The sequence below is a fragment of the Streptomyces bullii genome (assembly GCF_042657145.1).
GTDB lineage: Bacteria > Actinomycetota > Actinomycetes > Streptomycetales > Streptomycetaceae > Streptomyces > Streptomyces bullii.
Genome location: NZ_JBHSNY010000006.1, coordinates 319,556 through 332,463 on the forward strand (window position 1 = coordinate 319,556; position 12,908 = coordinate 332,463).

Genomic DNA, 12,908 nt, shown 5'->3' on the forward strand with positions numbered 1-12,908 from the left:
GGAGAACCTGGGCGATCAGGGGCCAGTACTGATCGAAGAGGTCGCCCAGCCGTCCAGCGGGCCGTCGGACGTAGTCGACGCCGTCACCGGCTGGGTGGGCGGCTGGCCTTTTGGGGCCGCCATCTCGGCCAGGGCCCGGTCGACGTCATCCGGGTTGTGGGCGAGGACCCGCAGGTTCTTCGCGGCGTCCTCGATGGCGTCGCCACCGAGCTGGAGCTGCACGCCCTCCAGCAGGTCGAGGATCTCGCCGTACTCCAGGCGGGCCTTCAGCCGCTTCTTCCACTGGGCGAGGCTGAAGTCGGCGAAGCGCAGGCCGGCGGTCTGCCTGCGGCGGAAGACCCAGATGATCGCACTCATCGCGAGGGGCTTCTGCGCCTTGAGCGCGGTCTCGACGTCGTCCCATTCCAGGCCGGTGACCCGCTCGACCTCGGCCGACTCGATGGTGGCCAGGTCGTCGGTGGAGTATTCCTCCACCCGGTCGTCGTGGGTGTAGGAGACGATCACGTGGTGCTCGCTTTCAGCCGCCGAGGCGGCGCTTGACGTCCTCGAGGATGCGCGCCACATCGGCGCGCAGGCGGGGCATGTGGGGGCGGATGGTCCTCCACCACCAGTCCCGCTCGGCGTACTGGTTGACCCACCCGCCGCGGTGCTTGTTACCGAAGGTCGGATGCCTCCACCTGCCGTCGTTGGTGTTCTTCGGCATCGACCGCCAGCCGGGCGGCAGACGGCCCGGGTCGGACCACAGGCGGGCTCCGCCGCTACTGGTCACCGAGAGGCGGATCGATTCGGCGATCGTCGCCCTCAGCGGCGGCCCGTCAGTCTTGGGCCTGCTCCGGCCTTCCTTGCTGCCGGGCCCCCAGATGCGCAGGTTCCGGGCTTTGTTCTGGAGGGCGCGGTGGATGGGCTCGGCGGCCCGCCGGATCCGGCGGTTGAGGTTGTCGCGCAGCTGCGGTCCGCCGGCCGCGTGAAGGCGCCGCTGCAACTCGCCCAGCTGCTGCGTGTTGGTGATCCAGAAGTAGCGCTGCCCCTGAGCCACGAGGTCACCTCCGGTGCCGTCTGATGCGGGGAAGTTGATCGGCGCCCGGGTGCCTAAGACAGGACGCCGTCGCGGTCCTCGCGGATACCGCGTCCAGAAGGTCGATCCGGGGTGCACCTGCTCGGGAGAGCCGGAAGGCTTTCCTGGACTTCTGTCCCGCCGCTGGGCGGGATGCTGGGCGCCCCTACAGCGTCGTGTCGGTGGACATGATCTCGATGGTGAGTGGGGTGTTCGTCTCGTCGTCGTCGACCTCGAAGTTGAAGGTGGCGCCCACGATGCCGGGCCCGTCCACGGTCGGTGTGTCGCCGGTGAAGAAGATCGCCGGGGTCTTGAAGGTGGCACGCTCGTTGTAGGTGGCCTCGATCAGGTCGCCGGTGAAGTCCACCACCATGGAGGTGCCGGTGCTGCCGTGGAACCGGTCGGCGAAGTCGGCCTTGTTCTCGTAGTCGACCTCGACGGAACCGGTGATCTTCGTCCAGTCGTTCAGGAGCGGCTCGCTCTTCTTGCCCGCGTTGCCGAAGTAGAACCGCTCGGTGTCCAGGCCGCGTTCGACCTTCAGAGACCACTTCTTCACGCCGGACACCGACGCCTCGGAGCCGACCGCGCCGAGCTTGATCACTCCCTGGGCGAAGTGGAACGGCTTCAGGCCCGTGGTGTAGCTGGGCGCGACGAGGGCCTGTGCCTCGGACAGTTCGCGGCAGTCCCACTCGGTGGCCACCATCAGGTGACCGCCGGTCTCGCAGGAGAACTCCATCGACTTGACCTTGCAGCCGAGGAAGGTGTGGGGGCGTACGGTGCCGCCGGTGTCCGGGATACCGGCCTGCCAGGTGCAGAACTTGCCCGCCGGGTCCTGCAGGGTGTGGGTCTGGAGGTAGGCCGTGGACGTGGCCTGCTGCACGGGGGCGACGGTGCCGCCCATCAGCAGGTTGATCAGGCGGCCCATGCCCTTGTGGTAGAACTCGCTGGTGAACTGGCCTTCAGCCGCGTGGTGGGTGAGCACCCGGCGCGACTTCCGCTTGAGCATCTTGCCCGCGGCCAGGCCGCCGGCCTGGTTGTAGTTCGGGACCTTCTTGAAGGGGAACGCGTCGAGCGGGTGCCACCGGGTGGGCGCCGCGTACGTCCCGTACGTGGTCTCCACGGCCATACCGAGCGAACCGCCCAGGCCCGAGCCGATCGCCATGGTCAGTCACCTTCCTTCGCGGCCCGCTTCGGCGCGGCCTTGGACTTCGGGGATTCGACGGCCTGCCAGATGTCCTGGCAGACGTACGCGTCGAAGTCGTCGTCGGGGACGGTGACGACCTCGTCGGGCTGGACGGTGCGGTGGCCGAGCCACGGCACGATGCGCGGCTCGTCGGCGGCAAGGCGGATCTTCGCCACGTGGCTCTCCTCAGGGGCTGCCGGAACGGGACGGTCAGATGCGGGCTTCGCAGGTGACGCGGAATGCGACACCCACCTGGGCGCCACGGTCGGTCTGCTGCTGGAGCAGCTGGCCCTGGGTGATCCCGCAGAACAGGACGGCGCCGCCCAGGTTCGGGGCGGACGGGTTGGCGCCGGAGGCGCGCAGGTCCAACTCGCAGGCGGCGAACAGCTCGAACGCGCGTGTACGCCGGCCCTTGATGTCGAAGTCGCCGGTCCACGACTCGGCGAAGCACAGGATGTCGAACCGCTCGTCGCGGGTGTAACCGCCGATGTGCGCGAAGTCCTGCTGCATCTCGGCCGCGATGCCGTTCTCGGCGTTCGGCTGCCAGCCCACGTACACCAGGTCGTGCTGCTTGGTCAGGTCGGCGGTCGTGGGCCCGTCGATGACCAGCACGCCGGGCAGGGCCGCAGTCCAGCGGGTGACGAGCGCGTCGATCGCGGCGGGGACACGGGAGGTCGCCATCTACGCCACCCCCGGGGGAAGTCGGTCGTCCAGGAGAAGTTCGAGCGCCCGGTTGGGGATCGCGAACCCGAGGCCCGGGATCGGTTCGGTGACGGCGTAGTCGTCCATGCCGCCCGGCGCCGGACGGCCCATGCCGCCGCCCTGCGTGCGCCACAGGTGCTGGAGGATGATGCGCCCCGCGTGGCTGATGTGCGCGGAGATGATGGTTCGCCCGGCAACGTAGGTCATCCGCAGCGGGCCGTAGAGGAGCCCGCCGTCCTTGCGGCGCACGATGCCGGTCGCGCCGTCCAGGTCGAGGTCCGCGACCGCGTAGGAGGTGCCGCCGGTGAGCACTGCGGCGACGGTCGTCAGCGAGATGACGGGGATATGGCGCAGCGCCAGCACGCGGGCGTAGGCCCGGTCATGGGTCTCCGTCACGGTGCGGCGGGCGACCGGGCCGACGAAGTACTCCACGGCCTTGGTGGTGGCCTCGACCCAGCCGCGCAGTTCCTCGTCGTGGGTGGTGACGGTGGCGTTGACGTGCTTGCGGGCGTCGGCCAGCGACATGATCAGCGGCGGGTCGGCGGGCCGCACGTCGAACATGTCGGTGTACGCCGAGGCCGGGCCGGTGAACACCCACCGCACCAGGTGCCGCCCCGCCTGGGTGGTCAGGAAGTCGACGGTGTACTTGCCGGTCTGCGCGGGCGGGTTGGTCACCGCTGGGGATGTGGTGGTGCCGTCCGGCAGGGTGATGGTCAGCGTGGCCCCGGTGGCGTTGGTGAGCGTGCCGCCCGGGTCCGTGCTGTCCGCGGTCAGGCGTACGGTGTCGCCGAGGTCGAACGGCACGGCTCACCCCCGCTCAGGTGTGGCTGACCGGGCCGCGGCGCGGCTCGCCGAGCAGCACGACCGCGCCGAGCGTGCCGCCTCCGGTGGCACCGGCCGTGGTGACCGACACGCGCAGGTAGCGGCGTTCCCCGGTGTAGCCGATGACGAACAGCTTGTCGTCGTCGGTGGCGCCGATCGCGGGCTCGGTGCCCTGAAGGTAGGCGTCGGCGACCGCGGCCCATGTGCTGTTGTCGTCGCTGTCCTGCACCTCAATGGTGTGGGTGCCATCGGTGATGGTGCCGGTGTGGACCATGACCATCGCCGAGCGGTGCATGTCGCCGCCGACGTTGCGGTCCACGCTGGCACCGTTGACCGTGGCGTTCGCGGTACGTGACGCGATCGCCAGCGACGCGCGCGGGGTGACGTTGGTGTAGACGGTGCGCTTGCTCACTGCTTGTCCCCCTCCTGCGCGGTCTTGCCGCGTCCGCGGCGGGCCGGGGGCCGGGTGACGGTCCGCTGCTCGCCGGGGGCGGCGGTCGCCTGCTCTACGCCGCGCCGGGCCGGTGCGGTACGGCGAGCGCGGCGCTTGGCCATGTACTCCTCGACCGGCTCGAAGGCCTCGGGGCGCACCTTGTACACGTCCTCCTCGTCCTCGACGAGGTCGCCGACGTGGATGCTGACCCTGGCCCCGCCGATGCGCGTCACGAACGCTTCGTGACACCTGTGAATCGCCATGAGTTGTGTCCTCTCGGGGGACGGGAGCCCGCTGCGGAGCGGGCTCCCGTCAGGTGGGTCAGCCGGTCTTGTCGAGCATCCGGAACGCGCCGTCGTTCACCGAGTCGGCGCCGACGCGGTAGTAGGCGTACCAGCCGCGCTGGCCGGTCGGCCTGCGGTTGGTGCCCACCAGGTGTGGGATGAACTCGACGGTCATGCCCACCCGGTCGGCGATCACGTAGTTGCTGAAGTCTCCGTAGATGAGCACGAAGTTGGACTGCGCCGCACCGATCGCGCCGTCCATGTTCTCCGACTCGTACGCCGGGCGGCCCAGCAGCAGCGGCGGCACGTCCGCGCCGAGCCGCTCCCACGCCTGGGTGTTGGCGTCGGACAGCTGCCGGATGTCGTTGTAGATCGCCCGGTTCCCCAGCCACGACGCCAGGCCCCGGTAGCGGGCCGGGAGCGCGTCGTCCAGCGCGTACACGTCCGCCAGTGCCAGCGACGTGCCCGCGCTGTTCACCTCCGAGGAAGTGCCGGTCAGGGCGGTGACGATGCCGGTCGGCTGGCCGGAGCCGGTGCCGGTGGCGAACGCCGCCGCCTCCAGCGTGTCCTTGCCCTGCGCGAGCAGGCGGCCGACCTCGGCGGTCACGTTCGCCTCGTCCGACAGGGCCTCGATGCTGATCGGCACGAAGCCGTCGGCCTTGTGGATCGGCACCGTGGGCTGCGCGAACGTCGGCGCGTTGTCGCCGGCTTCGGAGCCTTCAGCGGCCCACCGCCACGACACCTCGCCCGCCGAGACGCCGTTCCACACGTCGCCGGTGGCGACGACCTGGCGGGCCACGCGGCGGATCTCGTTGAGGGAGCCCGCCGACGTGATGATCACCGTGGGGTCCAGCTGGAACGGAACCAGGTAGCCACCGGCGGAGTCGGTCAGCGACATGGCCCGCTCCAGGGCCCGCTGCTCCTCCGGGGAGACCATGTGCCCGCGGCCGCGGGCCAGCTTCGACCAGGCCCGCATGTACTCCGGGCTGGACGTGGCCAGGCACAGGCGGGCGATGGTCGACTTGTCGTCGTCCCACCGCTCGATGATCTCCGTGCCCGCCGCGCGGACCGCGTCGTTGGCGCCGGCCATCTTCTCGATCGCCGACAGGGCGCGGGCGCGCAGCTCCTGACCGACCTCGGCCGGGGAGCGGCCGAAGGTGCGGACCTCGGACAGGTCCCAGGGGTTGCGGAAGCGGCGGTCCTCGACCGAGTCCGGGTGCAGGACCGGGTCGAGGTCGTAGCCGTCGCGGGAGTTGTAGGGGGTGCCGCCTTCCACCTTAAGGGCGGCGGGGCCGCGCTCGGTGGCCTGCGTCGCCGAGCGGACCCGCTCCAGGGCGGCCTTACGCTCCAGCTGGCGGCGGTGGTTGTCGACCTCGGCGAACTCGCGGGTGAGCTCGTCGAAGGACTGCTCGTCCTCCGAGGTCAGTTCGTCCTTCTCGCCGAGCCTCTCAAGCTCGGCCTTGATGTCCTTCAGGCGGATTACCGCCTGAGAGTGACTGAGCTCCATCAGTCGTCTGCCTTTGCGCGATGCGCGCAAGCTGCTCGTCCATGAGGCCGGTGATCTCGCGGATCTGGTCCCGCAGGCGGCTGCTGCGCGGAGACGGTGACGGGTGCTCTGTGGCGAGCGGCGCGTCGGGGTTCTGCGGCGGGTGCTCTTCGGTGAGCGGCGCGCCAGGTGTTGCGGTGGTGCGGTCCGCCAGGTGCCCGGTGGCGGGCGGCGCGGCGGTGGCGGGCGGGCCGGGCACCCCTTCGTCGGGGGTGTCGGCTTCGGGGCCGAACAGCAGCGCGCGAGCGACGTCGCGGCGCACGTCCGGGTCTCCCAGGTCTTCGATGCCGGGCTTCGGGCGCGGGATGGCCGCCCGGGCGAGTGAGGCGCGGACCTCGCGGACCAGGTCCCGGTCCTGGCCGATGAGTTCGGCGACGCCGCGGGCGCGCACGTCGACCGAGGTCTGGGTGTAGGCGGGGAACACGACCGGGCCGAGCTCCGGCATCCGCACCTCGATCAGGGTCCGCTCCAGAGGGCCGCGGTCGCCCGGGTCCCACAGCAGGCGGCCCAGCTCTTCGGGCTTGACGAGCTTCCCGGCGTTGTCCCGCCACTCCTCGCGGATCACGGTGAACCGGAAGCTCATGCCCTTGATCGATCGCTCGGCGATCGCGTCGCGTACGGGCTGGATCAGCCAGTTGTCGGACAGGCGGGCGCGGACGTACAGGCCCTGGTCGTCCTCGCTGAGCTGCTCGATCGCGCCGATCGGGATAGAGCCGATGAGCGGGTGCCTGCCGTGGTCGAACTGGAGGACCGGGCTGCCCTCGCGGATCGTCTTGCGGAACGCTCCGCGTCGGATCTTCTCGGTGAAGGTGCCTTCCCACGAGTCGATCTCCGTGGGGGCGTCGAACACCGCGGCGTAGCCCTCCAGGGTGAGGCCGTCGCCCTCGCCGTCCGTGTCGCTGTCGGCGCGCGCGAGTTGGAAGGGGACGCTGCGCAGCAGCCCTTCGCGCGGCGCGGCCTGCATGGTGAGAGCGGTCATCACTACTCCTCGTCGCTGCTCGCGTTGGGGGCGGGAAGGGCGGGCGCCTGGGTTCCGGGCGGCTGGAGCTGGACGCTGAACAGGCCGGTGTGTTCGAGGAGGGACCAGTCCTCGGCGTCGACGGCGCGCTGGACGGAGGCGGGGGTGTACCCGGCGTCGACCAGGGCGCGGATCGTTTGCGCCTGCCGGAACGAGATCTCGGCGGCGTCCTTCCTGTCTTCGCGCAGGAACGGCACGTCACGCGGGTCGTACCAGAGCCGCACCGCGCCGGACGCGGCTTTGCCGGTCGGCCGTACGAGGCGGCGCAGCGTCCCGGCAGCGTTCTGCCACAGCGGGTGAATCGTTCCGTCTGCGAACCGGCGGCGGGCCTGGCTGTAGTTCGAGTACGTGGCGGCGGCCAGGCCCTCCGACAGGCCGACGATGACCGGCGGTACACCGGCCGCTGCGGCGATGCGTGTCTCGCCGGCGCCCTGGACGCGCGCGAAGTCGAGCTCCTGGAAGTTGGAGCCGACGATCGTGACGTCGGCGCCGCCACCCAGGTACAGCGTCTTGCCGGCGTTCTCCGGCCCGCGGTGCTCGGCCTCCATCCGCGCCTTGAACTTGTCCAGGGCGTCCGGCTTGACCTCGCGGTCGAACTTCACGATCACGTTCGGCGTGCCGCGGTTCTCGAGGTAGGCCTGCTTGTGCGCGGACATCAGGTTGTCGCCGCGGACCTCACGCGAGATCGGCGTCATCCACGACATGCCGCGGAACGTGGCGAGCGGGTCGGCACGGGGCGCGAAGTGGGCGACCTCGTCAGGCAGCAGCGCCACCGGTTCGCCGTCGGGCTCGGTGTAGATGTAGCCGAGCCGCCGCCAGCCGAGCCGGCCGCCGCGCATCATGCGCGGCTCCAGCACGATCTCGACCCAGTCGGGGCGCATCCGTACGAGGTCGCCGTTCTCCGGGTCGCCCGTCCAGTAGCTGTTACCGGCGAGGTCGGCGTCCTGGATCATCCGCACCAGCAGGTCCTGCGTGGTGCCGCCCGTCCACGGCTCCTCAAGGGGCCGCAGATCGGTGGTGCCGAACAGCTCGCTGGGGCGGCCGTTGTTGAGGCGCTGCCACTGGAAGCGGACGGCGGAGAACACGTCCTGGCGGACGGCGAGGCAGGCGAAGAGGACGCCGTTCGTGGCGGCCTGCATGGCGTACCCGGCGAAGTCCGCAGGCAGCCGCTCCTTCGCGACGCCGGGCATCGTCTGCTGAGTGCCGACCTGCGGGAACGTGTACGTGTTCCCGCCGTACTGCATGGCCTGGACGTAGTCGTCGATGGTCGTGATCGACCGGCGGGCCGCCCGCCACAGGCTCACCACGACTCCGGCCTCCTGTCATCCTCGCTCGGCTCGGCGACGTCGGCGATCAGCAGCGAGTAGGCGACGATCAGCGCGCCGGCCACGACCAGGGCCACGGGCCCGCCGAACCACTGCCACACGCCTGCGGCGATAAGGCCTCCGCCGGTGAACGTGGCGCCGCGGGCCCGCGCGAGGCGGCTCACCTTCGGCCGCTTCAGCCACGCCGGGCGGCTGACCTTCGGCAGCTTCAGGCGCTTCACCCGAATCCGAACCACGGCTCGACCTCCTCTGGTTCGATCCGTGGCAGCGCCAGGAAGACGGCCATGACCATCGCAATGCACGCGTCGATGTGTCGCTTCGACTTGCCCTTGGACAGGCGCCAGCCGCGGTCGGTCTCCCGGGTCGCGGCGGCGAGTACGTGGTCGGTGAGGATCGGGTCGTCGCCGTGGACGAGGACGCCGTCGGCGATGGCCCGGTAGGTGTCCTGGCAGGCGGGCACCATGTGGCCAGCGCCTTGTGGGAACTCCGCCATCGGCAGGCCTTCATCGGCCAAGGCCTCGGCGCTGCGCTGGAAGTACGCCGGGTCGTAGGCGATGGTCTGGACGTTCAGCGTGCGGTGCAGGTGCCGCAGGTGGTTGTCGACAGCGGCAACGTCGATCGTGGTGACGCCCTTCTTCGGCGTCCACACCTTCGCCCGCACGCGGACCTTGCCGTCGTCGCCGAGCTGCGCGACGACGACCGCCACGCTGTCCTGCTTGTACGCCATGTCGACGGCCACGTGCGCTGGCCGTTCGGGGTCCAGCTCGACGGCGCCCGCGCAGGCCTCCCACGCGCCCGGCGGCAGCCAGCACTCGTCGGCCCTGGTCCACTGCGCGAGGTGATAGCGGCGGAACTCGAACTCGGGGATCTGGTAGTAGCGGGCGACGACGTCGTCAACCCGCAGGAAGGTTCCGGCGGCGGGGTTCGCGGCGATGACCGCCGCGCGCAGCTGCTCTTCGTCGATGAGGTCGTACGCGCCGTCCTGGACGCCGTAGTGGACGAACAGGAACCGCGGGTCGTCGATCTCACCCGCGTTGACCCGGTAGCCGTACAGGTGCTTGCGGCCGGCCATCGAGTCCAGGTCGGAGCCGGGTGTCGTCGTGTTCAGGACCAGGCTGTTGGCCCGCTTCGCCATGCCGTTGACGAGAACCAGGTGCACGCGCTCCTTCGGGCCCGTCCACTCGTGGATCTCGTCGGCCGCCAAGCTGGACGGCCTCTGACCGTCGTTCGTGCCCGCCACCGCGGCGACCCGGTACGCCCGGCCGGGCCCGTTCCGCACCAGGATCTCCGTGTCGTAGACGTCGACGTGGTGCCTGAGCGTGGGGCTCTCGCGCAGGCAGTGCTTCATGTCGCCGAACAGCAGGTCCGCCTGCTCGAACGACGCTGCCGCCACGGGGATCAGCGGCGAGCCCTTCGGCCCGAACAGCGGCGGCCCCAGCAGCTCGAACAGCTGAACCCAGCCCGACAGCGGCGTCTTGCCGTTGCCCTTCGGCACCTCCAGCAGCGCCTCACGGAACCGGCGCTCGCCCGTCTGCGGGTTGTACTCGTACAGCCAGTACAGGAACTGCTTCTGGAAGCGGAGCAGCCGTACGGGCTGACCGAAGTAGTCGCCCTCCCCGTACACACAGTGCTTCTCGATCCAGCGGCAGACGAGCGGCCCATGTGTCGGCCAGCCCAGCGAACGCGGGGCGCTAAGCGGTCTCGCCGCCGATGACGTCCTGACCTGTGACGATGTCGAAGCGGGGGTCGTCGTCATCGTCGCCCCCACTCATAAACTCGGAGTTGAGGTCAGCGATCGACTTGGCCGCTTCACCCAGGGTGACGTTCAGCGAGAGCCGGGCCCGCGGGCTGAGGCCGAACCGGTCCTCCAGCTGGCGCACTTCGCCCTGCGTCACCTGGATGTGCCGCAGCAGCGGGTTGAGGACCGCCTGGCCCTGTGAGCCGGTCACCATGTGCCCGGTCTTCTTCACCGCGGCGTTGCTGCGCTCCAGGTCGTCGTACAGCACGAACAGCCGCTCAAGCGCGGGCAAGTCGCTGACCGGGTCGGCCAGCTTCGCCACCGGCGACGCCCAGTACTCCGCCCACCGATCCCGCGTCCGCTTCAGCAGCCCAGCAGGCGGCGCCGGCGGCTCCGGGACCTCGACGGCCGCCCCGGTGACGACCTCCAGATCCTTCGCCGCGTTACGACGCTGTCGACGCTCCGGGTCCTTCGGCGCTGGTCCTCTCCCCGCCATCAGGACCTCCCGCCTCCGTCCGCAGCACGGGCCTCAGGCCCGCTTCTTCCTGCACCACGCCTTGCCGCAGTCGATCAAATCCGGATTGGCCAACTGGTCGACGAGGTCGCCGCTCTGCTGGGTGGGCGTCAAGCCGAGTTCTTGTTCGAGCTGACGAATCTTCGCGGGCGAGGCCTCGTCGTGGGTGTCGCAGCGCCCAGCGATGCGGCGCAGGATCTTGTTCTTCAAGGCCTTGCGTCTCCTGCCACGTCGTCCGGCCGGTAGACGTCGATGCCGTCCACTCCGGCGAGCAGCACCACGTCGACGTCCGGCAGCCGCTCCCGCAGTCGGTCGGCGACCGTCTCCAGCTGGACCCTGGGCGTGTCGCGCGGCATGCGGACCAGGGCCGTGTCGCCGGGCCGGATGACCGTCACCTCGACGTTCACCCGGACGTTGAGGTCAGCCTGCTTCGCCATGCCTCGCCTACCAATCACTGTCGCCGGGCTCGTATCCAGCGATCCAGAATCCGACGCGCTCGCGCAGGCGACGGACGGCATCCAGCCAGGTCCACCGCCAACGCCGGTACAGCGAGGGCTGCGGCGGGGCCGGGGGTGGCTCCATGCCGGGAGGCAGCCGCAGCCCGGCGTCGAGCAGCTGCTGCGCCGTGACGGGCACATGGACCGCCAGACGCTTCACGTCGCCCAGCTGCGGATCGCTCATCCCGCCCGCTCCTCCCCTGTGGCCTGCCAGTTGCGCAGCACGGTGTCCTCGGGGTCCGGCTCGTACCGGTCGAACCACTGCCGTACGTACTGCTGCCACTCCGGGGGCCGCTCGCTCATCGCCCTCAGCAGGCATGTCTCCTCCGGCCACCACAGCACCACCACCCGCGCCCCGTACCGACGTCGGTAGTGCTCCCGCCGCGCGCGCTCCGGCGCCGTCGAGATGACCCAGCAGCGGCGCACCTGGTGCCCGCCGAGCAGCAGCCGCTCCAGCACCGCGTCCCGCGCCTCACACACGAACGGCAGGTGCGCCGGGATGTGCACGCGGGGCCCCGCGAGGCTCATCGCGGCGTTCAGCGCGTCCAGGTCCAAGACCAGGTCCTCGGGGTCGGCGTGCTCCCGGACGTACGTGTTCTTGCCCGCGCAGGCCGGGCCCGCCACGAGCACGATGTCCAGGCCAGGCACCCTGCGGTCCGCCATCGACGCGCCGCGCGCGGAATTGCAGGAGCGGCACAGCACCCGCAGCTCGCCGGCCTCCGAGCCCCCCGCGCCCGGAGGTACGACGTGGTCGGCCGTCAGGTCGTCGGCCGGGTGCGCCTCGCGCTGCCAGCCGGGGCAGACAAGCCCGTTCTGAGCGACCCAGGCGCGCACCGCATCGGCCCTGCGGATCCGTTCGCGCCGCGTGTACCCGGGCCGCTTCCTCGCCCCCGCCGGGACCTGGCGCGGACGGCCTTCGCCCTGATGGCAGCGGGGGCAGCGGCCGCGGACGGGCTGTCGGCAGCCGGGGCAGATCGTCGGCGGCTGCATGATCACCCACCCGGAAAAAATGGTCGAACCGAGTTCGCAGTGAATAGCGATGCATGGATATGCAATGCATGAGTATGCGCTTAATGCAGTCGAACTCAGTTCGCGATGATGAGAGCCCCAGACCCGTACAGGATTCTCCCGTGGGAGCGAAGCGGGGTCACCGGGAGTGCCGGCTTTCTCGTGGTGGTGGTACCCCCCTCCCCTGCCCGTATGTTGCGCGCTATATCCGTTTCGCCCTGCATTCGGGGCGGTCAGGGGGCGTGGCCGTATGGGTACGCATGGATATGCGCCGCATGATTATGCGGTGATCTATGCGGGGTTGATCCACTATGCAGGGTTATGCACTGGCTATGCGATGGCAGGTGCGGGGCGCTGCGCGCCGCGCTCAGCGGTGGCATGAGGTGGGGCGGTGCGTGCTGCCTGGGCTGCGGCGAGCTGGCGCTTGACACGGTCGAGGTCGGGCTTGGCGTACAGGTGGCGTGTGCGGTGGCCGTCACCTGGGATGGCGGGGGCCAGCAGGCCGCGGTGCTTCCACTGCCGGATGGTGGAGGGGGCGACGCCGGCGTAGGCGGCGGCCTGGTCCGGGTCGAGCAGCTCGGAGGGGCGGAGGTGGACCAGGGCGGAGGCGGCCATGTCACCTCCTGCTCATGCGTCAGCCCCCGTGCGGGGACGGGGGCTGGGGGTCTGTGGTGACACCTGTGGCACTGGCATCAGTGTTACAGCAGGTCACAGCGTTGCGCAAGGAAGGGGGGTTCAGGAGTGCCCCTGCCCCCTTGAAATGGATCACCTGGGCGGGTAGAGC

19 protein-coding genes are annotated in these 12,908 nt (G+C 70.4%); all 19 read right to left on the reverse strand.

The window, feature by feature from the left end:
* Nucleotides 1-15: 15 nt before the first annotated feature.
* A complete protein-coding gene (locus ACFPZJ_RS18975) occupies nt 16-504 on the reverse strand; it encodes a hypothetical protein (RefSeq protein ID WP_381022740.1) in 489 nt (162 codons plus the stop codon).
* Nucleotides 505-517: 13 nt separating this feature from the next.
* A complete protein-coding gene (locus ACFPZJ_RS18980) occupies nt 518-1,036 on the reverse strand; it encodes a hypothetical protein (protein WP_381022742.1) in 519 nt (172 codons plus the stop codon).
* 184 nt (nt 1,037-1,220) lie between these two features.
* Complete coding sequence (locus ACFPZJ_RS18985) at nt 1,221-2,216, reverse strand: phage tail tube protein (protein WP_381022744.1); 996 nt, start codon at nt 2,214-2,216, stop codon at nt 1,221-1,223.
* 2 nt (nt 2,217-2,218) lie between these two features.
* Entirely contained in the window at nt 2,219-2,413 is a 195-nt protein-coding gene (locus ACFPZJ_RS18990) for a hypothetical protein (protein WP_381022747.1), read from the reverse strand.
* Between the two features lie 34 nt (nt 2,414-2,447).
* Entirely contained in the window at nt 2,448-2,918 is a 471-nt protein-coding gene (locus tag ACFPZJ_RS18995) for a hypothetical protein (protein ID WP_381022749.1), read from the reverse strand.
* Complete coding sequence (locus ACFPZJ_RS19000; RefSeq protein WP_381022752.1) at nt 2,919-3,743, reverse strand: hypothetical protein; 825 nt, start codon at nt 3,741-3,743, stop codon at nt 2,919-2,921. It lies immediately after the preceding gene.
* Nucleotides 3,744-3,756: 13 nt separating this feature from the next.
* Nucleotides 3,757-4,173 (reverse strand): hypothetical protein, encoded by a 417-nt coding sequence (locus ACFPZJ_RS19005; RefSeq protein WP_381022754.1) that lies wholly within the window; start codon nt 4,171-4,173, stop codon nt 3,757-3,759.
* A complete protein-coding gene (locus ACFPZJ_RS19010) occupies nt 4,170-4,457 on the reverse strand; it encodes a hypothetical protein (protein WP_381022756.1) in 288 nt (95 codons plus the stop codon). The genes ACFPZJ_RS19005 and ACFPZJ_RS19010 overlap by 4 nt, the downstream gene beginning before the upstream one ends.
* Nucleotides 4,458-4,515: 58 nt before the next feature.
* Complete coding sequence (locus ACFPZJ_RS19015) at nt 4,516-5,985, reverse strand: phage major capsid protein (protein WP_381022758.1); 1,470 nt, start codon at nt 5,983-5,985, stop codon at nt 4,516-4,518.
* On the reverse strand, nt 5,927-7,003 hold the full coding sequence (locus ACFPZJ_RS19020; protein ID WP_381022760.1) for an HK97 family phage prohead protease: 1,077 nt from the start codon (nt 7,001-7,003) through the stop codon (nt 5,927-5,929). Before ACFPZJ_RS19020 ends, ACFPZJ_RS19015 begins: the two co-directional genes overlap by 59 nt.
* A 2-nt stretch (nt 7,004-7,005) precedes the next feature.
* The gene (locus tag ACFPZJ_RS19025; protein WP_381022762.1) at nt 7,006-8,349 is read right to left on the reverse strand and encodes a phage portal protein; all 1,344 of its coding nucleotides are present in this window, start codon (nt 8,347-8,349) and stop codon (nt 7,006-7,008) included.
* On the reverse strand, nt 8,343-8,603 hold the full coding sequence (locus tag ACFPZJ_RS19030) for a hypothetical protein (protein ID WP_381022765.1): 261 nt from the start codon (nt 8,601-8,603) through the stop codon (nt 8,343-8,345). Before ACFPZJ_RS19030 ends, ACFPZJ_RS19025 begins: the two co-directional genes overlap by 7 nt.
* Nucleotides 8,585-9,991, reverse strand: a complete 1,407-nt coding sequence (locus ACFPZJ_RS19035) for a terminase TerL endonuclease subunit (protein ID WP_381022768.1) — start codon at nt 9,989-9,991, stop codon at nt 8,585-8,587. The genes ACFPZJ_RS19030 and ACFPZJ_RS19035 overlap by 19 nt, the downstream gene beginning before the upstream one ends.
* A 67-nt stretch (nt 9,992-10,058) precedes the next feature.
* Nucleotides 10,059-10,601, reverse strand: coding sequence for a phage terminase small subunit (locus ACFPZJ_RS19040; protein WP_381022770.1), 543 nt, complete (start codon nt 10,599-10,601; stop codon nt 10,059-10,061).
* Nucleotides 10,602-10,634: 33 nt separating this feature from the next.
* Nucleotides 10,635-10,829, reverse strand: coding sequence for a hypothetical protein (locus ACFPZJ_RS19045; protein ID WP_381022773.1), 195 nt, complete (start codon nt 10,827-10,829; stop codon nt 10,635-10,637).
* Nucleotides 10,826-11,056 carry a hypothetical protein gene (locus tag ACFPZJ_RS19050; RefSeq protein ID WP_381022776.1) on the reverse strand — a complete coding sequence of 77 codons (231 nt, stop codon included), beginning with the start codon at nt 11,054-11,056 and terminating at the stop codon, nt 10,826-10,828. Before ACFPZJ_RS19050 ends, ACFPZJ_RS19045 begins: the two co-directional genes overlap by 4 nt.
* A gap of 7 nt (nt 11,057-11,063) precedes the next feature.
* Nucleotides 11,064-11,300, reverse strand: coding sequence for a hypothetical protein (locus ACFPZJ_RS19055; RefSeq protein WP_381022778.1), 237 nt, complete (start codon nt 11,298-11,300; stop codon nt 11,064-11,066).
* Nucleotides 11,297-11,950 carry an HNH endonuclease family protein gene (locus tag ACFPZJ_RS19060; protein WP_381022780.1) on the reverse strand — a complete coding sequence of 218 codons (654 nt, stop codon included), beginning with the start codon at nt 11,948-11,950 and terminating at the stop codon, nt 11,297-11,299. Before ACFPZJ_RS19060 ends, ACFPZJ_RS19055 begins: the two co-directional genes overlap by 4 nt.
* A 504-nt stretch (nt 11,951-12,454) precedes the next feature.
* Nucleotides 12,455-12,739, reverse strand: coding sequence for a MerR family transcriptional regulator (locus ACFPZJ_RS19065; RefSeq protein ID WP_381022783.1), 285 nt, complete (start codon nt 12,737-12,739; stop codon nt 12,455-12,457).
* Between the last annotated feature and the right edge of the window lie 169 nt (nt 12,740-12,908).

Bases quoted from the DNA above. Each gene is read 5' to 3' on its own strand.
- ACFPZJ_RS19015 (WP_381022758.1), bottom strand. From the start codon at position 5,985: ATGGAGCTCAGTCACTCTCAGGCGGTAATCCGCCTGAAGGACATCAAG.
- ACFPZJ_RS18985 (WP_381022744.1), bottom strand. From the start codon at position 2,216: ATGGCGATCGGCTCGGGCCTGGGCGGTTCGCTCGGTATGGCCGTGGAG.
- ACFPZJ_RS19010 (WP_381022756.1), bottom strand. From the start codon at position 4,457: ATGGCGATTCACAGGTGTCACGAAGCGTTCGTGACGCGCATCGGCGGG.
- ACFPZJ_RS19050 (WP_381022776.1), bottom strand. From the start codon at position 11,056: ATGGCGAAGCAGGCTGACCTCAACGTCCGGGTGAACGTCGAGGTGACG.
- ACFPZJ_RS19055 (WP_381022778.1), bottom strand. From the start codon at position 11,300: ATGAGCGATCCGCAGCTGGGCGACGTGAAGCGTCTGGCGGTCCATGTG.
- ACFPZJ_RS18995 (WP_381022749.1), bottom strand. From the start codon at position 2,918: ATGGCGACCTCCCGTGTCCCCGCCGCGATCGACGCGCTCGTCACCCGC.
- ACFPZJ_RS19020 (WP_381022760.1), bottom strand. From the start codon at position 7,003: ATGACCGCTCTCACCATGCAGGCCGCGCCGCGCGAAGGGCTGCTGCGC.
- ACFPZJ_RS19040 (WP_381022770.1), bottom strand. From the start codon at position 10,601: ATGGCGGGGAGAGGACCAGCGCCGAAGGACCCGGAGCGTCGACAGCGT.
- ACFPZJ_RS19065 (WP_381022783.1), bottom strand. From the start codon at position 12,739: ATGGCCGCCTCCGCCCTGGTCCACCTCCGCCCCTCCGAGCTGCTCGAC.